This window comes from Veillonella sp. HPA0037, from assembly GCF_000411535.1.
Taxonomy (GTDB): domain Bacteria; phylum Bacillota; class Negativicutes; order Veillonellales; family Veillonellaceae; genus Veillonella; species Veillonella atypica.
On record NZ_KE150483.1, the window covers coordinates 1 to 19,430 of the forward strand.

Below are 19,430 nucleotides of genomic sequence, written 5' to 3' on the forward strand. Positions count from 1 at the left end.
CACACATCACCTTCATCCGAACGTAAGATTTCTCCAGCTGCAAAGCAGCGATGAGAAATCCACAGTGAGGAGTGATAGGAAGTCGCTGATTAAGCTAAAAAAGGCTAACCAAATGATTAGCCTTTTTTATTATATATACTTACATGTAGAGTCCGACCAGGGCACTTAAAAATATTTTAATAAAAAAAGAGCCGCCGAAGCGACTCTTTCTTATTATTCTACACCAACCATTACGCTAGTGGATTTAATAACAGCCACAACTTCTTTGCCAACTGCTAAGCCTAAGTCTTTAACGGATTGAATTGTAATATCAGCTGTAAGAATGTTATCGTTACCTACATTAATTTTTACAATTGCGTTTACAGCACCTTCTTGAATTTCAATGATTGTACCTTTTAATTGATTTCTTGCGCTTAATTTCATGGAATACTCCTTATAAAAATATACAATACAAATCTGTTTTTATTATATCTTTATACAAAAAAATAACCATGACGCATATCACATCACGGAATATTATGTATGGAGCGGGCGAAGGGAATCGAACCCTCCTCTCAAGCTTGGGAAGCTCGCATTCTACCGATGAACTACGCCCGCATGATGTACATATTGTATCATACTATAATATATACATTCAAGTGGAGCTTGTTTATATACTCTATACCCATAGTGGTTGCTGTATTGTATTGATATAATAATTAATGTATAACATAATGAGGAAGGAGGCATATGTATGTCAAAAATTTATAAAATTCATAAATGGTTATCTATAGTTTCTGTGCTATTTTTCTTAATGTTCTGTATTACAGGTCTTGTCCTTATGTTCCGAACTGAATTAAATGCATGGGCTCAAGGAGGGTCACATCATTCCTCGTCATCAATGGCGATGAGCCAACAAGAAATATCTATTTTTAATTATGCTGATGAAGGTGCCCTATTAGTGAAAGAAAAATATCCGTCTAAGGATATTTTAAATATTTCTCCAGCTATGGGGGCTGCACATATTTTACGGTATCGCATTATTGATTCTTCCGCAACTGTAGCACCTCCAGCGCGTATGGGGATGGGAGGGGATTATGTATTATATAATCCTGAAACAAAGGGGCTTATTACTACGCATCATGAAACGCCTGCACATCCTTGGGTTCGAAGTGTATTACATACACTTCATCAACTACATACACGATTAGACCTTGGTAAAACAGGAATTTATATTGTAACAATTTTATCTTTAGTATGTGGGTTATCTATTATTTCTGGTATTTTTTTATACGGTCCATTTCGTAAAAGCTTTGCCAAATCCACTGTATTGTCTAACTATATGAAATTAAGTACATTACACCGAGAATTTGCTATGGTTGCTACTGTATGGGGATTTATCTTATGTATTACAGGTGTATGGATAGGTGGATTTTTTATTGCTAATGACAGCTATAATGCAGATGTACTACACACTGCAAAGCAAGAACTTTCAGGTGGTCAATCTGACATTTTACAACCATCTGAAGCTATCTCTCGCATTATGAAAGCATATCCTGATCGTCAGCTTATATCTATGGATTATCCATCTAAATTTAATAATCATCATTATGCATTTTATTTAGGTGCTGAAAATGATGATGATCCAGCTATGTTCTTGGGCCAACCAGTCTATGCTAATTTATATACTGATTCTACTAAAGATATGTATTCTACAAAAAATATCCCCTGGTATTTTACGGGCATGACTACAATGATTAATCTCCATATTCATAATCATGATACGATGGCTCTTAAAATATTATGGGCCATCTGGGATATTGTTCTTATTGTAGGCATTGTGGCTGGTATTATTCTGACTATTAAAAAGAAATTTGGCAGAGCTAGTGCTACAGAATCTAAAGTATCGGCTGAGATAAAACATGTTTGGCGTACACCAATCTGTTGTGGTACCTTAGTATTACTAGGATTTATTATGCCACTTTGGTCCAATCCAGTTACAAATACTATAGCAGCTATTTGTTTAACTATTCCTCTAGTTGTATTTTTTATTTCTTTAATTAGAGGATTTAATCATTAAGTTATTATATTCTTCCTGTATCTAATCAGCGTGCTTCATCATTAGTTTATTGATTGATTTCGAACTAAAATGATATAATAATATAAATCAACTAGGTTTTTTATGTGTTAAAACCTGTATTTATATTATGATTGAGAAAGTGGAAGTTACTATGAAATATATTAAAGCATTTATTCAGTCTGAATCATCTGGCGGTATTATGCTATTACTTGCTGCGATTCTTGGTGTTATAACTGCAAACTCGCCAATAGCTGAACAGTATTTTTCTCTCATGCATATTTATTTAGGTCCAATGGATGTATTGGAGTGGGTAAATGACGGTCTTATGGCTTTATTTTTCCTATATGTAGGGATTGAAATTAAGACTGAAATGATTTCCGGTGAGCTAAACACCAACTCAAAGAGATTGTTACCAGTTTTAGCTGCATTTGCCGGGGTGGTAACACCTGCGTTAGTTTACTTCTTAATTGCTGGATCTGTACCAGAATATACGCATGGTTGGGGAATACCTACTGCTACCGATATTGCCTTTGCAATTGGTGTCATTATGATGCTTGGTAAACGCGTATCACAAGCGATGAAGGCATTCCTGTCGGCATTGGCTGTTATCGATGATTTAATTGCTATCATAGTGATTGCCATATTTTATGGTGGTGGTGTAGATTTTCCTCATTTAATCGTTGCTGCTATTGTGACGGGAGCGTTGTGGTATACCAATAAACAAGGCTATGTGAGACCAGTTTTATATGGTGTACTCGGTGCCGTTCTTTGGTATTTTGTTTTAAAATCTGGTGTTCATGCTACTATCGCTGGTGTTGTGTTAGCTATGACTATTCCTGCAATGGGTAAGTTGGATGGAGAAACTGTTTATCCTATGCACGCATGGGCGGATAAATTGAAAAATTGGGTTAATTTTTTGATTATTCCTCTATTTAGCTTCTTAAATGCTGGTGTATCCTTCTCAGATGTTTCTGTAGATCATTTGTTCCACCCTGTTGTTTTAGGTGTTTCATTAGGCCTTATCTTGGGAAAACAGCTTGGTATATTCTCCGCTGTTTACGTATTAGTACAATCTAAGATAATTAAGATGCCAACGAATACAACCTGGCCCGAGGTTTATGGTACAGCCATTGTCTGTGGTATTGGGTTTACTATGAGCTTGTTTGTGGCTACATTGGCATTTCCACCTGGTGTAACTCAAGAAATGTCTAAAATTGGTATCTTTATAGGCTCTATTATTTCTGGTTTATTAGGTGCTATAGTTTTAATTGTGGCTTATAAAATAAGATCTATTAAGAACAAATAATAAACTTATCATATTAGGAAGGAATCATATGGAACGGATATTTGTACTTTTACGTTCTCCTGGTTCGGCTACTGCCGTTTTACTAGGAGCTACACTTATTGCCTTAATCGTAGCGAATTCTCCATTGGCAACACAATATATGTCTCTGGTTAATTTAAAACTAGGTCCATTAACAACGATGGAGTGGGTTAATGATGCATTAATGGCGATTTTTTTCCTCTTTGTTGGATTAGAAGTAAAACGTGAATTGGTAAGTGGTGAACTAAATACGAATGCTAAGCGTATCATGCCAGGTATTGCTGCATTATTTGGTGTATTAGTACCTGCTATTATTTACTATCTTATTGCTGGATTTAGTGAAGTTTACGTTCATGGATGGGCTATTCCTACTGCGACAGATATTGCTTTTGCTATAGGTGTAATAACTGCATTAGGCTCAAGAGTTCCTAACTCTATGAAAGTATTTTTGACAGCCTTAGCTGTTATTGATGACTTAATTGCCATCATTGTTATTGCTATATTCTACGCAGCAAATCTTAATCTTTTCTATTTATTTGCTGCTGTAGTTGTAACGGGGTTATTGATTTATTGTAATCGGTCTGGTTACGTTAGATCTTTGTCTTATATCATTCTTGGGATCATTTTATGGTACTGTATTCTTCGTTCTGGTTTACATGCTACAATGGCAGGCGTAATCTTGGCGATGACAATTCCTGAACGGGGTAAGATTGGTCGTAAATATGTGAGACCAATGCAACATTGGGAACATTATTTATCTAACTGGGTAAGCTTTGTTATTGTTCCTATTTTTGCTTTCTTTAATGCCGGTGTAAGTCTTGGTGGATTTGGTGTAGCAGATTTAACACATCCAGTTGTTTTAGGCGTTGCCCTAGGTCTTGTTTTAGGGAAACAAATCGGTATCTTTGGTGCTATGTTTGGCATGATTAAGTTAGGTATTGTACCTATGCCAGCAGAAGCTAACTGGAAATTTATTTATGGTACATCCATTGTATGTGGTATTGGTTTTACTATGAGTATATTTGTTTCCGTTCTAGCTTTTGATCCAGGTCATGCTCAAGAGATGGCTAAAGGTGGCGTATTGATTGGTTCCATCATTTCTGCTATCATTGGTTATGGCTACTTACGAATTGTAGGGGCTAAACGAAAAGAATGTCATATTGGGGTATATCATAATTGCTAAGTTAAGCAATAAAGGGGAATGTACGTGATTAAGAGAATTTTAATACTATGTACTGTGCTATGTATGACTAATATGATGGCCTTCGCACAGGCGACGTCAGTTGATAAGGGACAACGAGGTCATCATGTACAGAAAATTCAAACCATGTTAGTGCATCAAGGATATCTTAATGATTCAGCAGATGGTATTTTTGGGCGTAACACTGAATTAGCAGTACGTAAGTTTCAAAAGGCTAAAGGCCTCGCTGTAGATGGGCGTGTAGGTGCGGCTACGATGAGTGCTTTAGAAAAGGAAGAAACTCGTTTTGGCGATTCCGCCATCTCGCGTAGTCATAATGGGGTTCCCAATAAGTATGTACGCGTTATGACGATGCATGCTAGTGCATATAGTGCTCAGGACCCAGGGAATAGTAATTATACGGCAACTGGCAGTCGCTTAAAAAAAGGTATTGCTTCGGTAGATCCACGGATTATACCATTAGGTACAAAGATGTTTATTGAAGGTTATGGCTATGCCGTGGCTGATGATGTTGGCGGAGCTATTAAAGGTAGTCGTATTGACCTAGCCTTTAATTCTCGCGCAGAAGCTTTGCGATTTGGTCGTCAAACTGTAAAAGTATATATTTTATAACTATATATAAACTGTTGAAAGCTCTAGTCTATGACTAGAGCTTTTTCCGAATTATATATTTTTTCTCAATGCGAATATTCGGAAATTCATGGTATAATATAGATATCAATATAAATCGAGTATTCAGCAAAGGAAGGCTTATGAATAAAGTTCGACGTGTTGAAAGAATGGTGGCAATGACTAAATTATTAGTCGATTCTCCACAAAAACTTATATCTCTTAATTATTTTTGTGATTTTTTCGGAATGGCGAAATCTACAGTAAGTGAAGATTTAACCTGTGTCCGTCAATCGATGGAACATTTTCAGTTGGGCACTCTAGAAACGGTAGCGGGGGTAGCTGGCGGTGTTCGATTCATACCTCATCGAAAAGGCGAGCAGGCCAATGAAATCCTACGCGATGTGCAGCAACGTTTGCGTGAACCAGATCGTATTATTCCCGGTGGATTTATTTATATGTCGGATATTTTGTATGATTGGCATGTGATGACTCGGTTAGGCGAAATTATTATGACTCGCTTTGTAGATCGCAATCCAGATTATATTTTGACGGTAGAAACAAAAGGGATTCCTTTGGCGGTTATGGTGGCTAGGGCTTTCAACAAGCCACTTGTCATCGCGCGTCGTGATAGTAAGGTTACAGAAGGATCTGCCATTAGTATTAACTATGTAACGGGTTCATCTGGTCGAATTCAAACGATGACATTAACTAAACGCGCTATTCCACAAAATGCGAAGGTGCTAATTATTGATGATTTCATGAAGGCTGGCGGTACGGCTAAAGGCCTGACCGAGCTTGTACATGAGATGAATGGTAAAGTGGTGGGAACAGGTGTTCTAGTGGCTACTGCTGAACCAAATCCTAAGTTAATCAATGATTATGAATCACTATTTACGTTCCATGGCATTGATGAAAGTACAAATGAAATTCACATCGAACCTGTATTTGATACGATTGATAGATAGGAGTTTACTATGAATATTGCAAGTCTTATTTTAGCAGCTGGTAAGGGTACACGAATGAAGTCCAAATTGCCAAAGGTACTTCATAAAGTTGGCGGTAAAGCCATGGTTGAACGCGTTCTAGAAACTGTTCAATCTCTTGGAACCGATAAGGATGTTGTTATCGTTGGCTTTGGTGGTAATGCAGTACAAGACTATCTAGAAGGTCGTGCTGAATTTGTACGTCAAGAAGAGCAAAATGGTACAGGTCATGCAGTAAAAATGGCAGAACCTGTATTAGGATCTTTTGATGGCACTATTTTATTGTTGTGTGGGGATACGCCACTCGTAACTAAGGAAAGTTTAGAAGCTCTTTTAAAAGAACATACTGCATCTGGAGCAGCGGCTACAATTTTAACGGCCCATATGCCAGATCCAACAGGTTATGGTCGTATCATTCGTAACGAAGACGGTCATGTGGTACGCATTGTAGAACAAAAGGATGGCAAACCAGAAGAGTTAGCTGTACAAGAAGTTAATACTGGTATGTATGCTTTTGATAGTAAAAAACTATGGCCTTGTCTCGGCCTATTATCCGACGATAATGCACAAGGTGAACTGTATATTACAGATGTGGTTGGTATTCTCGTAAATGGCGGCGATAAAGTAAGCGCTTATATGACTGAAAATTTTGAAGAATCGTTAGGGGTAAACTCTCGCTTGCAATTGGCTGAAGCAGAATCTATTTTAAAACATCGTAAAAATGTAGAATTAATGACCGCTGGTGTAACGATTATTGATCCTGACAATACCTATGTAGCACCAGAGGTTACTGTGGGGGCTGATACAATTCTACATCCTGGTACCGTTTTAGAAGGCAATACGGTGATTGGTGAAAATTGTGAAATTGGACCTCATACACGCTTGACGAATGTAACTGTTGGCAATAATACAGTAATTCATTTTACCTATGGTCATGACTGCGAAGTAAAAGATGGCGTAGATATTGGTCCATATGTTCATTTGCGTCCTAATACGGTTATTGGCAACAAGGTTCATATTGGTAATTTCGTTGAGGTTAAAAATTCCAATGTTGGGGAAGGCACCAAATTCCCTCATCTATCCTATATTGGCGATAGCGATGTAGGTTCTGGTGTCAATATTGGTTGCGGTACGATTACGGTAAATTATGACGGAAAAATCAAGCATCGTACAACTATCGGCAACGGTGCATTTGTAGGCTGTAACAGCAATTTGGTAGCACCTGTTACAATTGGTAATTATAGCTATGTAGGAGCAGGTTCTACGATTACTAAAAATGTTCCAGATAAGGCATTAGCAGTAGGTCGTAGCAAGCAAATTGTGAAAGAAAATTGGGTTACAGACGATACTTTCAAAAAGAAATAGGAATTTATCAAAAATTTTTCACACAAGATAGGAAAAATAGTATACAATAATAAGGCAATAAGGTTGTATATCTGTAATATTTCGTTACATATACATTGAGTAACTAACTAAGATTACGGAGAAATGAAAGGGTATCAAAATGGCATTTGAAGACGGCAAAAAACTTAAGATTTTCACAGGTAACGCAAATCCAGAGTTGGCAAAGGAAATTTGTGATTATTTAGGTTTGCCTTTAGGTGAAGCGTTTGTAGGTCGCTTTAATAATGGCGAAGTACAAATTATGATTGATGAAAGCGTACGTGGCAAAGATGTATTTATCATTCAACCAACTAGCTATCCTGTAAACGATAATTTAATGGAATTAATGGTTATGGCTGATGCGTTAAAACGTGCTTCTGCTCGTCATATTACAGCTGTAGTTCCTTACTACGGTTATGCTCGCCAAGACCGCAAAACTCGTGGTCGTGAACCAATTACTGCAAAATTAGTAGCAAACTTGATGCAAACTTCTGGTATTACACGTCTTGTAACAATTGACTTGCATGCAGGTCAAATTCAAGGCTTCTTTGATGTGCCAGTAGATCATTTATATGGTGCATCTATTTTAGCTAAATACATTAATGAAAAAAATCTTGAAGATGTTATTGTAGTATCACCAGATCTTGGCGGTGTTACAAGAGCTCGTGATTTGGCTGACCGCATTGGTGCACCAATTGCAATCATCGAGAAAAAACGTCCTGAACCAGGCGTAGCTAAAGTTATGAACCTCATTGGTGATGTAAAAGGCAAAAACTGTATCATCGTTGATGATATTGTAGATACAGCAGGTTCTCTTGTAGAAGGTGCTAAAGCATTAAAAGAATTTGGTGCTAAATCTGTTATGGCTGCTGTTACCCATGCTGTATTAACAGATCCAGCAAGTGAACGCATTGCAAACTCCAACATTAAAGAGCTTATCGTAACAAACACAATGCCATTACCAGAAAATTGCAAATTAGACAATGTAACGCAACTATCTGTAGCGCCATTATTGGGCGAAGCAATTATGCGTATCTTTCATGAAGTTTCAGTAAGTAATTTATTTGATAAATAATAGGTGATTCTTGAAGTTAGTAGTAGGCCTTGGTAATCCAGGCAAGCAATATGAAGCGACAAAACATAATATTGGATTTATGGTCATCGATGCCATTGCAGATAGCGTTTCTCACACTCCTTGGAGGGAAGAACAAAAGGCAGAGGTGTGCAGTATTAATGTAGCTGGTGAGAAGGTATTGCTTGTAAAGCCTCAAACATTTATGAATGCAAGTGGTGAGTCTGTAGGTCCATTGATGCGGTACTATAAGATTGATCCATCTGATGTGTATTGCATTTATGATGATATGGATTTACCGGTAGGCAAATTACGTATTCGACCAAATGGTAGTTCTGGTGGGCATAATGGGATTAAATCTTTAATCTCCCATATAGGAACAGAAAATTTTCCGCGTTTTCGCGTAGGTATTGGTCGTCCATTACCACAATGGACCGTCATTGATCACGTGTTAGCACCATTTAGTGAAGAAAATCAAGAGAAAGTACAAAAAGGTATCAAAGACACAGTAAAAGCTGTATTAGGCACCTTAGAGGTGGGCATAGACAAAGGGATGAATCAGTTTAATCCTAAGCGTCGTCCACAGCGATAAATAACATGCATAAGGGCATGAGTCTCATTGAGATTCATGCCCTTTTTACGAGGTATATATGAGCAATCAAGAAAAAATGCCTTTTGTAGAGGCTTTAGAATCATATAAGGAACAACATTTTGTGCCTTTTCATACACCTGGTCATAAGATTGGTGTTGAAGCGCCTCAGTTACTAAAGGAATGGATGGGAGCAGCACTGCCATATGATTTAGGGGTTATGTATGCTCTAGATGATCTACATGAACCTGAAGGAGAGTTAAAAGAGGCGCAAGACTTAACTGCTGAATTATATGGAGCTGATGATTGCTGGTTCTCTATTAATGGCACAACCGCTTTAATTGAAGCGATGATTATGGGGACAGTAGGTCCTGATGAAACGATTATCATTCCTCGAGAAGCACATCGTTCCGTTATTAGTGGATTAGTGTTATCTGGTGCAAAGCCTGTTTATATGGATTGCCAATTTGATGATCGGTGGGGTATCCCTCTAGGTGTATCAGTGGAGGATGCTATTAAAACCATGGATGCTCATCCAGAGGCTAAGGCGATTCTCTTAGTGTATCCAAACTATTATGGTGTAGGTGTAGATATTGTAAACATCGTACAAGAAGCACACAAACGAGGGATGATTGTTCTTGTTGATGAAGCGCACGGACCTCATTTACCATTTTCAGAAAATTTACCTGTTGAAGCCATTGCGTCAGGTGCAGACTTAGTGGCACAAAGCACGCATAAATCGGTAGGTTCTTTGACGCAAACCTCTTGGCTATTAGGGCAAGGCGATTTAATTAATAAACGCCGCATTACACAAATGCATCAGATGTTACAAAGTACGAGTCCTAATTATATATTTTTAGCTTCCCTTGATATGGCGCGCCATCAGTTGGCTACGGAAGGTAGAAATTTGGTAAATCATGCTGTGTCATTAAGTTTACAACTACGACGTGCATTGGAAGCCATAAAGGGCATTTCTATCATGTCAAGCAAGGATGTAGATAGACCTAACTATGATGTAACAAAGGTGTTGATTGATGCCAAGGAATTGGGGCTTACCGGTGTGGATTTCGAAAAACGATTACGTGCTCACCATATCGAAGTTGAACTTGTGCAGGCGCATCATGTGTTAGTACTCATCACGATAGGTGATACAGAAGAATCTATCATGACTCTTGTAAAGGCTGTACAGGCTATAAGCGATGAGATTTGTAGTAAGTCATCCTTAACAAATCGTGCTGGTGAACAAATAGAGGAACGTACTGAGACTATTCAGTCAGCTACCATTCTGCCTACTCCTGTTGTACGTATGACACCGAGGGAAGCCCTTTATAAGGATCGTAAATCCTGTATGTTTGAGGCGGCGTTACATCATATTTGCGGTGAAACCATTGCTTATTATCCACCGGGAATTCCTTGTATAGCCGTAGGTGAAGAGATTACAGAATCTGTGTTACAATATATACAACAACGGCGTGTATTGGGGTATATGCCAAATGGTGCAGCCGATATGAATTTAGAAACGATACAAGTTGTAGAGGAGTAGAGATGGGGACTTTAATCATACTAGAAGGTGGCGATGGCAGTGGCAAAGCTACACAAACAAAGTGCTTGGTAGAACGATTACAAGCAGAAGGTCATCGTGTGCGCAGTGTTAGCTTTCCAAATTATGATAGTGATGCATCGATGCCGATTAAGATGTATTTATCGGGCCAATTTGGCACAGATGTAGACTCGGTTAATCCCTATGTAGCAAGTTCTATGTATGCTATCGATCGTTTTGCATCCTTTAGAATGGATTGGCAGTCATTTTATAATGATGGTGGCATCATTATTGCTGACCGGTATACGACGTCAAATATGGTTCATCAAATGGTGAAATATACGGATGCGGATAAACGTGTTCAATTTTTAGAATGGTTGGAAGACTTTGAATTTGTTAAGTTTGGTTTACCTCGTCCTGATGCGGTATGTTTGCTTGATGTTCCATTAGTCGTGACGGAATCTTTGATGTCTGAGCGAACTGGTAAAACAGGGGGAGAGACAGGGGATATACACGAAGGAAATAGAGTGTATTTGCAAGCTGTTCACAATGCCTATGATGAATTAGTTGAACGTTATCAATGGCATCGTATTTCCTGTGCCCAACAAGATAAATCTGGAACTTTTACAATGCGCAGTATAGAATCTATACATAATGACATATACGATGTGGTAAAAAGGATATTGAGATAGATAAAATCACATATCTTAGGACATGGCGACTCTTTAAAAAGTCGCCATTTTCCTATATAATAGTAATATTGGACAGGATAGGAGGGATTATGACATATTTTGATAATGTAATCGGTCAAGATACGATTAAAAACCACCTAACTGAATTGGTAAAACGGCAAACATTACCACATAGCTTGTTGTTCTATGGAGAGGCTGGACTTGGTAAACTTGATATGGCTATAGGGTTAGCATCGTTGATTTTAGGACGGCAGGTATTTCCAGGCCATAATGGGGCTGAATATCTAGACGAGGTAAAAAATGCACGCCTTGCCAATGGTGAAAGTGAAAAGAAAATAGAAGCGGAAGGTTTACCTATTTATATGGATAAGGGAGATGCATTTTGGATTCGTCCTATGAAATCAACCTTAAAAGTAGAACAATGGTATTCCCTATTGCAAGATCATCTATCTGTTGCTGGTCTTGGAAACCGCGTCGTTATCATTGAAGACTTTCACATGGCCAATGCTATTATGGCGAATGCCATGTTAAAAACGATTGAAGAACCACCGGCACAGGTGTACTTCATTATTATTACGAACAAGATTAATCTTGTGTTGCCAACAATTATTTCACGGTGTATGGGTGTGGGCTTTCAATCCGTTTCGGATGAAAGTATTCGCTACGCATTGCAGCAACGTGGTATTACAGGAAACATAGATGAAGCTATTTCGATGGGCCATGGTAACCCTGCTGTTGTGGAAGCATTAGTACAACAGGGAACGATAGCCATGTTGGAATTAGCCATACAATGGATGCGAACATTAGGCTCTGATTCCCGATGGTTTTCAAAGATTGCCATATGGTGTGAGTCATTGACCCGTGATGATGCATTGGATTTAATGCATTGGTTACGATTGTTAAGTCGCGATATGATGGCCCTTAAATGTGGTGCAACCATAGAGCAACTACAAGTACCCATGCATAGAACAGTATTATTAGAATTATTACCGCATTGGCCAATGGCCGCTTTAGCAACTGTAGCTCATGAAACATTGCGCGCGGAACAGGCACTGCGGTTACACATAAAAATCGCTCTCGTGATGGACGGTCTTAGTATCGCCCTTCACGATGCTCGTGAGGAGGTTTAGATGGTAACCATCGTTGGCGTACGATTTAAAAAGGCTGGTAAGATTTACTATTTCTTACCTGGCGAAGAAACTCTAACAATCGATGATGGCGTCATTGTAGAGACAGCGCGTGGCGTTGAATATGGTACGGTTGTAATTGGACCAAAAGAGGTGGCAAAGGATTCTTTGGTGATGCCTGTTAAAGAAGTAATGAGAAAGGCTACACCTAAGGATTTACAACAATTAGAAAAAAATGAGGAACGAGAAGAAAAAGCCTTTGCGATATGCTTAGAAAAGATTGCGAAGCGCAAATTGCCGATGAAGCTAATTAATGTAGAATACACATTTGATATGAATAAAATTGTATTCTTCTTTACTGCCGATGGGCGCATAGATTTCCGTGAACTTGTAAAAGATTTAGCCACTGTTTTTAGAACGCGTATTGAGTTACGTCAAGTAGGTGTCCGTGATGAAGCTAAAGTGTTAAATGGCATAGGTGCCTGTGGCAGACCTTTATGTTGTTCTAACTTTTTAGGTGATTTCTCACCGGTATCGATTCGCATGGCTAAGGATCAAAATTTAAGCTTGAATCCGACCAAGATTTCTGGTGTATGTGGTCGACTTATGTGCTGTTTAAACTATGAAGACGATTTATATAAAAAGGGTGGAGACCTTTATGTGAAGAAGGATAGAACTCCTTCGCCTCGCGACGTAGAGCCACCAGGTATCGGTAAAGAGGTCGTAACTGATGAAGGTATCGGCAAGGTTCTTAAGGTAAATCATCATAAACATACCGTTAAGGTTCAGTTGGAGGCAGGTCGAACCATCGATTTAAAATGGTCTGATGTGGCATTGCCAGATGAATAATCAAGAGCAACTCGATGATTTGATTATCGATGATTTAAAGATATATCAGCGGCAAGATCAATTTCGCTTTTCCTTTGATGCTATTGCATTGGTTCATTTTTGCCGATTTAATCAGCGTCATCGATATATAGACTTAGGCACAGGTACAGGGGTATTACCGTTAATAGGTACATCTCTAGGTGCTGGTCATATTACAGGTGTTGAGATTAATGATGTAATGGCTAACATGGCTGAACGCAGTGTTCTATATAATCATAAATCCAATGTTGTATCCATAGTTCAAGGTGATTATCGCACTATGAATTATCAGCAATTTGGTTCCAAACCTTTTGATGGTGTTCTAGTGAATCCTCCTTATTTTGACCATCGACGAGGTGAAGTGCCTAATAATCATCATCTTAGCTTGGCATTACATGATGGTTGTACTTCTATTGATGATGTATGTACAGCGGCTTCTCGATTAATCAAAAATAAGGGGCGTTTATGGATGGTATATAGTGCACCTCGTTTATCAGAGCTCATACATGCATTAACAGCGGTTGGATTTACTGTTAAACGAATACGCATGGTTCATGGTATGATTCATAAACCGGCTAAAATCGTTTTGATTGAGGCTATAAAGGGCGGTGAACAAGGGTTAATCGTTGAGCCGCCATTAATCGTATATAGCCAACCTAATGTGTACACGGAGGAGGTGTCTCGTTGGTATGAACGAAAATAACAAGGGCACCTTGTATTTAGTGCCTACGCCCATTGGCAATCTAGAGGATATGACGTATCGTGCTGTACGGATACTGGGAGAGGTTGATGCTATTGCAGCCGAAGATACACGGCACACCGGTATATTGTTAAAGCATTTTGAAATTAGTAAGCCTTTGATTTCTTATCATGAACATAATAAGGAAGAAAAAGGAACTGTTATTATAGAGATGTTATTAGAGGGTAAGAATATTGCTTGTGTTAGTGATGCGGGCATGCCTGCTATATCTGACCCTGGTGCAGATCTTGCATCGAAGGCCATTGCACAAGCTATATCCGTTGTACCCTTACCGGGGGCTAATGCAGCATTAACGGCGCTTATTGCATCTGATTTAGATACTAAACAATTTACATTCTTCGGTTTTTTACCAAAGCGTGGGAAACATCGCAATGATGCTCTTCAGCTTATGGCGAAACAACGAGGAACGCTAATATTTTATGAGGCACCTCATCGTTTACAAGAGGTTCTCTGTGATATGTATGAGGCCTTTGGCAATCGACCGATTACGATTGCTCGCGAGGTAACTAAAAAGTTTGAAACCTTTTTACGCAGTGATTTAGCTTCTATTTGTGAGAACCTAAATCAAATTATCTATAAGGGCGAATTTGTCTTAGTGATAGGTGGTTGTGAGACGGGTGAACCGACTGATGATATGGAAGAACAACCTATATCCTATGAAGCAGCCGTAGCCGAATTAGTAGAAACAGGAGTACCAAAGAAGGAAGCTATTCGCGAAGTAGCAAAACGCTTTGGCGTTTCTCGCCGTGAGGTTTATAATATTGTAGAGCGATAACACTTTCACAAGTGATGAATAGAAGGAGATTATGATGGGCGATACAAAGAAGACATTTTATATTACAACTCCAATTTATTATCCTAGTGCTAAATTGCACATAGGTCATACATATTGTACATCTGTAGCTGATACAATTGCTCGTTTTAAACGTTTAGCTGGTTATGATGTACGATTTTTAACTGGCTCTGATGAACATGGTCAAAAAATTCAACGTGCTGCTGAGGCACAAGGTATTACACCATTAGAATATACGACTAATATTGTTAATGGATTTAAAGCATTATGGGAAAAAATGCATATTTCCAATGATGACTTTATTCGCACTACCGATGCACGTCATGAAAAGGTAGTTCAAGAATTATTTACGAAAGCTTACGAAAAAGGCGATATTTACAAAGCAGAATACGAAGGTTGGTATTGTACACCTTGCGAATCCTTCTGGACTGAACAAAAACTTGGTGAAAATCATACCTGTCCAGATTGTGGACGTCCTGTAGAGCGCGTTAAAGAGGAAAGCTATTTCTTTAAACTTGGTAAATATACAGACCAATGGTTGAAATTTATCGAAGAAAATCCTGATTTTATTCAACCTGAATCTCGTCGCAATGAAATGATTCAATTCGTAAAACAAGGGCTTGAGGATTTGGCTGTATCTCGTACCTCTTTTGACTGGGGGATTAAGGTTCCTTTCGACCCTAAACACGTTGTGTATGTTTGGTTCGATGCATTAGTAAACTATATTAGCGCATTATCTCCTTTCGATGGGGATGGTGAACTATATAAGAAATTCTGGCCAGCAGATCTTCATTTGGTGGGTAAGGAAATTGTTCGTTTCCACACTATTATTTGGCCTATGATGCTCATGAGCCTTGAGTTGCCATTGCCTAAAAAGGTATTTGGCCACGGATGGATGATTGTAGATGGTACCAAGATGAGTAAATCTCTAGGTAATGTTATTGATCCAAATCCATTGATTGATACATATGGTGCGGATTCTTTGCGATATTATTTGTTAAGTGAAATTACATTAGGCCATGATGGAAACTTCACATTGCCTAACTTTGTAACCAAAATTAATGCGGATTTATCTAATGATTTAGGTAATCTTTTAAATCGTACTATTGCGATGATTGAAAAATATCATGGTGGCATCATCACAAAAACTAATGATGTAGATGATTTAGATAAAGAAATTTCTTCCTTGGCAGAACAAACGGTTGCAGATTTTGAAGCCCAAATGGAAGCTATGGAATTAAATAAGGCCCTTAAAACAGTATGGGCTTTCATCAGCCGCATGAATAAATACATCGATGAAACTATGCCTTGGGTCTTGGCTAAAAGCTCTGATGAGACAGATGTACGTCGTTTGCAATCCGTTATGTATCATCTTGCTGAAAGTTTACGTATCATCGCTGTTCTCGTAAGTCCTGTTATTCCAGTAGGGGCTCCAAAAATTTGGGACCAATTGGGACTAGGTGGTTTTGAGCATGTCCAATTAGATGATGTGCGCACATGGGGCGGCATCCAAACTGGTACGAAGGTCGTAAAAGGTGAACCGATTTATCCACGTTTTGAAGTTCCAGAAATGGTAGACATCACTGCTGTAGAAGAAAAAACTACAGAATCTGTTGATACATCGAATATTCCACCTTTAAAAGAAAACATTAGCTATGATGATTTTGAAAAATTGGATCTTCGTGTAGCTAAGGTTGTAAGTTGTGAAAAGGTACCTAAGTCTAAAAAATTATTGAAATTTGTATTGGATATTGGCCTTGAAGAACGCACCGTATTAAGTGGTATATCTCAATATTACGAGCCAGAATCTATGGTTGGTAAAAAGGTAATTTACTTAGCAAACTTGAGCCCTAAAAAGATGATGGGCATAGAATCTTATGGTATGATTTTATCCGCTTCTGATTGGGAAGAACATTTAGAAGTTACCAATATTGAATCATTACCAGCAGGGAGCATTGTAAAATAATGAAACTCTTTGATACACATGCACATATTAACGATAATCGTTTTGATAACGATAGAGCTGATATGTTACAATCTTGTTTCGATGCAGGCGTTGAATACATTATGATTCCTGGTGTTGATAGACAAACTGTTGAATCTGGTGTTGCATTGGCTGAAACAGATGACCGTTTATATGCGGCTGTAGGCACACACCCTCACGAAGCGAAAGATTTTACCGATGATGATTATGAATACTTTAAAGAGTTAGCATTACGCAATGATAAAGTGCGTGCTATCGGTGAAATCGGCCTAGATTATTATTATGATTTTTCTGATAGACCAACGCAAAAGAAGGTGTTTATACGTCAACTCGAGTTGGCTCGAGAGGTAGATTTGCCTATTATCATCCATGACCGTGATGCCCATGGTGATATCATGGATATATTGAGCAACGAAGGCAAGGACAATTGGGGGATTTTCCATTGTTATTCCGGTAGTTGGGAGATGGCTAAAGAGGCTATTAAATTGGGATTCTATATATCCTTTGCTGGACCTGTTGTATTTCCAAAGTCTACGAAGTTAAAAGAGGTTGCTAAACAAGTGCCACTTGACCGTATTCTTATTGAAACGGATTCTCCGTATTTAACACCACCTCCATTTAGAGGCCGTCGTAATGATCCGAGTAAAACACAATTTGTGGCTCAGGAAATTGCATCCTTACGCGGTATGGATGTAGATGAGTTTGCTTCGATTGCTTATGAAAATGGCAAACGTGTATTTGGAATAAAATAAATACTGCTAGTTATAGGATATATGTGGACTAATTATGGTTTATACATATATCCTTGGTAGGACGCGATTCTTTCGTAGAAAGGATCGCGTTTTTCTATGGTATACTAACATATATAGTCTATATCGATTTGGGCTTATAAAGGATGATAAGATGGAACGCATTGCATTTATTGACTTAGGATCGAATTCCGTTCGATTCGTTATTTATGAAATATCAGATACAGGTAGTTATCGCTTAATTTATCAGGAAAAAAATTCCATTCGCTTAAGCGAAAATATGTGGGGCAATCATAAACTGACAGAACCTGCTATGAATCGTGCCTTAGTATCGCTACAGTCTTATGTACATATGGCAAAAGCGCTTGAAGTAAATTCTATTAAAGCTGTTGCTACAGCAGCTGTTCGATTAGCTAAAAATGGTGATGAATTTATTGAAACCGTGAAACGTGAGACCGGGCTTGATTTAGAATGTATTTCAGGAGAAGAAGAGGCTCGTTTAGGCTTTTTGGGTGTTATTAATACGATTGGTCTCAAGGATTTTGTTATTTTTGACTTAGGCGGAGCCAGTACTGAAATTACATTAGTAAGAAATCGTCAAATTGAACAGTCTGTTAGCTTACCTATTGGTGCTTTAACATTAACCGGAACCTATCAGAAGGGCGATGAGTTTACAGACAAAGAATACAATAAAATGATTAAGGCCATTAGAAAGGTCATAGAGGAACAGCCTTGGCTTAAGAACACTAAAATGCCTCTGTTAGGTATTGGTGGTACTGCACGAAATATAGCCAAAATGGATCAACGTAAATTATCATATCCTATTACTAAATTACATAATTATGAGATTCCATACCATCGTTTTACAGAATTATTGGATGAGGTTAGATCTAAACCGTTAGGGCAACGCAAAAAAATAAATGGTCTTTCATCCGAGCGAGCTGATATCATAATTGCGGGAATGAGTATCGTCTATGAATTATTTAATTATGTGAATTGTAAAACCTTAGTTGTAGGTGGTTCTGGCCTTCGAGAAGGTTTATTTTATGATTATTATGGGCATAACTATTTAGGTGGTAATCCTATTATTCCAGATATATTGATTCACTCTGCAGAAAATGTTTTATTGGAGATGACACGTCATGAGCTCGTTCATGCTAAATATATTTGCAGATTAGCTGATACATTATTTGAACAATGGTGGTCCTTGCATAAGGGCGATAATGCGCTGCGCCGTTGTTTGCAAGTAGCATCATTATTGCATGATATTGGCAAACGTGTGAATTATTATAGTCATGCTCGACATGGTTGCTATATGCTGGTTAACAGTAATCTATACGGAATGACACATATTGAACAGGCTTTTAGTGCGTTTCTCGTTATGAATTCGCATGGTTTAACACCTAAGGAATATAAAAACTTCTTGTACGGTAAACTACTGGATGATGAGCAGCGTTCGATAGGGCAAAAGTTGTCAATTATTCTAGCTATTGCTGAGGCTCTTGATGAAAGTCATGAACAGCTGGTTATGAATTTAGATAGTCGAATTAGTCCAGATGAGGTGCGTTTGATTATACAGTATCCAAAGCATCTAGATATTGATATAACAAAAGGGGCTGTTGAAAAATTAGTGAAGCCTTTTAAAAAGGAATTTAAACGTCAGTTAGAAATTGAGTGGTCCCCTCAGTAGGAGGT

18 protein-coding genes and 1 tRNA gene are annotated in these 19,430 nt (G+C 38.3%); 17 read left to right on the plus strand and 2 right to left on the minus strand.

Annotated features, from left to right (window positions below; genetic code table 11):
- Positions 1 to 213: 213 nt before the first annotated feature.
- Both HMPREF1477_RS00005 and HMPREF1477_RS00010 read right to left on the minus strand, forming a co-directional pair.
- Positions 214 to 423: a molybdopterin-binding protein gene (locus HMPREF1477_RS00005; RefSeq protein WP_005378494.1), complete on the minus strand. Its 210-nt coding sequence runs from the start codon at positions 421 to 423 to the stop codon at positions 214 to 216.
- A 100-nt stretch (positions 424 to 523) separates the two neighbouring features.
- Positions 524 to 597: transfer RNA gene (locus HMPREF1477_RS00010), tRNA-Gly, on the minus strand.
- A gap of 136 nt (positions 598 to 733) precedes the next feature.
- Between HMPREF1477_RS00010 and HMPREF1477_RS00015 the strand changes: the two genes are divergently transcribed.
- From HMPREF1477_RS00015 to HMPREF1477_RS00095, 17 genes are all read left to right on the plus strand, one after another.
- Complete coding sequence (locus tag HMPREF1477_RS00015; protein ID WP_016475397.1) at positions 734 to 2,059, plus strand: PepSY domain-containing protein; 1,326 nt, start codon at positions 734 to 736, stop codon at positions 2,057 to 2,059.
- Between the two features lie 151 nt (positions 2,060 to 2,210).
- Complete coding sequence (gene nhaA / locus HMPREF1477_RS00020) at positions 2,211 to 3,365, plus strand: Na+/H+ antiporter NhaA (RefSeq protein ID WP_005378504.1); 1,155 nt, start codon at positions 2,211 to 2,213, stop codon at positions 3,363 to 3,365.
- 28 nt (positions 3,366 to 3,393) lie between these two features.
- Complete coding sequence (nhaA, locus tag HMPREF1477_RS00025; protein WP_016475398.1) at positions 3,394 to 4,566, plus strand: Na+/H+ antiporter NhaA; 1,173 nt, start codon at positions 3,394 to 3,396, stop codon at positions 4,564 to 4,566.
- Between the two features lie 24 nt (positions 4,567 to 4,590).
- Positions 4,591 to 5,196 (plus strand): 3D domain-containing protein, encoded by a 606-nt coding sequence (locus HMPREF1477_RS00030; protein WP_005378466.1) that lies wholly within the window; start codon positions 4,591 to 4,593, stop codon positions 5,194 to 5,196.
- A gap of 140 nt (positions 5,197 to 5,336) precedes the next feature.
- Positions 5,337 to 6,161 (plus strand): pur operon repressor, encoded by an 825-nt coding sequence (gene purR, locus HMPREF1477_RS00035; RefSeq protein ID WP_005378496.1) that lies wholly within the window; start codon positions 5,337 to 5,339, stop codon positions 6,159 to 6,161.
- Positions 6,162 to 6,170: 9 nt separating this feature from the next.
- The gene (glmU, locus tag HMPREF1477_RS00040; protein WP_005380926.1) at positions 6,171 to 7,544 is read left to right on the plus strand and encodes a bifunctional UDP-N-acetylglucosamine diphosphorylase/glucosamine-1-phosphate N-acetyltransferase GlmU; all 1,374 of its coding nucleotides are present in this window, start codon (positions 6,171 to 6,173) and stop codon (positions 7,542 to 7,544) included.
- A gap of 139 nt (positions 7,545 to 7,683) precedes the next feature.
- Complete coding sequence (locus HMPREF1477_RS00045) at positions 7,684 to 8,637, plus strand: ribose-phosphate pyrophosphokinase (RefSeq protein WP_005378517.1); 954 nt, start codon at positions 7,684 to 7,686, stop codon at positions 8,635 to 8,637.
- Positions 8,638 to 8,647: 10 nt separating this feature from the next.
- Positions 8,648 to 9,226: an aminoacyl-tRNA hydrolase gene (gene pth / locus HMPREF1477_RS00050; protein WP_005378490.1), complete on the plus strand. Its 579-nt coding sequence runs from the start codon at positions 8,648 to 8,650 to the stop codon at positions 9,224 to 9,226.
- Between the two features lie 58 nt (positions 9,227 to 9,284).
- The gene (locus tag HMPREF1477_RS00055) at positions 9,285 to 10,766 is read left to right on the plus strand and encodes an aminotransferase class I/II-fold pyridoxal phosphate-dependent enzyme (RefSeq protein WP_005380983.1); all 1,482 of its coding nucleotides are present in this window, start codon (positions 9,285 to 9,287) and stop codon (positions 10,764 to 10,766) included.
- Between the two features lie 2 nt (positions 10,767 to 10,768).
- Complete coding sequence (locus tag HMPREF1477_RS00060; protein WP_005380943.1) at positions 10,769 to 11,455, plus strand: thymidylate kinase; 687 nt, start codon at positions 10,769 to 10,771, stop codon at positions 11,453 to 11,455.
- A gap of 89 nt (positions 11,456 to 11,544) precedes the next feature.
- The gene (locus HMPREF1477_RS00065; RefSeq protein WP_005382481.1) at positions 11,545 to 12,585 is read left to right on the plus strand and encodes a hypothetical protein; all 1,041 of its coding nucleotides are present in this window, start codon (positions 11,545 to 11,547) and stop codon (positions 12,583 to 12,585) included.
- A complete protein-coding gene (locus tag HMPREF1477_RS00070; protein WP_005378472.1) occupies positions 12,586 to 13,431 on the plus strand; it encodes a stage 0 sporulation family protein in 846 nt (281 codons plus the stop codon).
- Positions 13,424 to 14,152 carry a tRNA1(Val) (adenine(37)-N6)-methyltransferase gene (locus HMPREF1477_RS00075; RefSeq protein ID WP_005382479.1) on the plus strand — a complete coding sequence of 243 codons (729 nt, stop codon included), beginning with the start codon at positions 13,424 to 13,426 and terminating at the stop codon, positions 14,150 to 14,152. The genes HMPREF1477_RS00070 and HMPREF1477_RS00075 overlap by 8 nt, the downstream gene beginning before the upstream one ends.
- Positions 14,139 to 14,984, plus strand: coding sequence for a 16S rRNA (cytidine(1402)-2'-O)-methyltransferase (gene rsmI, locus HMPREF1477_RS00080; protein WP_005380853.1), 846 nt, complete (start codon positions 14,139 to 14,141; stop codon positions 14,982 to 14,984). The genes HMPREF1477_RS00075 and rsmI overlap by 14 nt, the downstream gene beginning before the upstream one ends.
- A gap of 34 nt (positions 14,985 to 15,018) precedes the next feature.
- Positions 15,019 to 16,968, plus strand: coding sequence for a methionine--tRNA ligase (gene metG / locus HMPREF1477_RS00085; RefSeq protein WP_005380905.1), 1,950 nt, complete (start codon positions 15,019 to 15,021; stop codon positions 16,966 to 16,968).
- A complete protein-coding gene (locus tag HMPREF1477_RS00090) occupies positions 16,968 to 17,738 on the plus strand; it encodes a TatD family hydrolase (protein ID WP_005380831.1) in 771 nt (256 codons plus the stop codon). The genes metG and HMPREF1477_RS00090 overlap by 1 nt, the downstream gene beginning before the upstream one ends.
- 151 nt (positions 17,739 to 17,889) lie before the next feature.
- Entirely contained in the window at positions 17,890 to 19,425 is a 1,536-nt protein-coding gene (locus HMPREF1477_RS00095; RefSeq protein ID WP_016475399.1) for a Ppx/GppA phosphatase family protein, read from the plus strand.
- Positions 19,426 to 19,430 lie beyond the last annotated feature (5 nt).

What these genes read in the sequence shown, in the direction of transcription:
- HMPREF1477_RS00005 (WP_005378494.1), bottom strand. Translation starts at nt 423, where the DNA reads ATGAAATTAAGCGCAAGAAATCAATTAAAAGGTACAATCATTGAAATT.
- HMPREF1477_RS00015 (WP_016475397.1), top strand. Translation starts at nt 734, where the DNA reads ATGTCAAAAATTTATAAAATTCATAAATGGTTATCTATAGTTTCTGTG.
- nhaA (WP_005378504.1), top strand. Translation starts at nt 2,211, where the DNA reads ATGAAATATATTAAAGCATTTATTCAGTCTGAATCATCTGGCGGTATT.
- nhaA (WP_016475398.1), top strand. Translation starts at nt 3,394, where the DNA reads ATGGAACGGATATTTGTACTTTTACGTTCTCCTGGTTCGGCTACTGCC.
- purR (WP_005378496.1), top strand. Translation starts at nt 5,337, where the DNA reads ATGAATAAAGTTCGACGTGTTGAAAGAATGGTGGCAATGACTAAATTA.
- glmU (WP_005380926.1), top strand. Translation starts at nt 6,171, where the DNA reads ATGAATATTGCAAGTCTTATTTTAGCAGCTGGTAAGGGTACACGAATG.
- HMPREF1477_RS00045 (WP_005378517.1), top strand. Translation starts at nt 7,684, where the DNA reads ATGGCATTTGAAGACGGCAAAAAACTTAAGATTTTCACAGGTAACGCA.
- HMPREF1477_RS00055 (WP_005380983.1), top strand. Translation starts at nt 9,285, where the DNA reads ATGAGCAATCAAGAAAAAATGCCTTTTGTAGAGGCTTTAGAATCATAT.
- HMPREF1477_RS00060 (WP_005380943.1), top strand. Translation starts at nt 10,769, where the DNA reads ATGGGGACTTTAATCATACTAGAAGGTGGCGATGGCAGTGGCAAAGCT.
- HMPREF1477_RS00065 (WP_005382481.1), top strand. Translation starts at nt 11,545, where the DNA reads ATGACATATTTTGATAATGTAATCGGTCAAGATACGATTAAAAACCAC.
- HMPREF1477_RS00070 (WP_005378472.1), top strand. Translation starts at nt 12,586, where the DNA reads ATGGTAACCATCGTTGGCGTACGATTTAAAAAGGCTGGTAAGATTTAC.
- HMPREF1477_RS00075 (WP_005382479.1), top strand. Translation starts at nt 13,424, where the DNA reads ATGAATAATCAAGAGCAACTCGATGATTTGATTATCGATGATTTAAAG.
- rsmI (WP_005380853.1), top strand. Translation starts at nt 14,139, where the DNA reads ATGAACGAAAATAACAAGGGCACCTTGTATTTAGTGCCTACGCCCATT.
- metG (WP_005380905.1), top strand. Translation starts at nt 15,019, where the DNA reads ATGGGCGATACAAAGAAGACATTTTATATTACAACTCCAATTTATTAT.
- HMPREF1477_RS00090 (WP_005380831.1), top strand. Translation starts at nt 16,968, where the DNA reads ATGAAACTCTTTGATACACATGCACATATTAACGATAATCGTTTTGAT.
- HMPREF1477_RS00095 (WP_016475399.1), top strand. Translation starts at nt 17,890, where the DNA reads ATGGAACGCATTGCATTTATTGACTTAGGATCGAATTCCGTTCGATTC.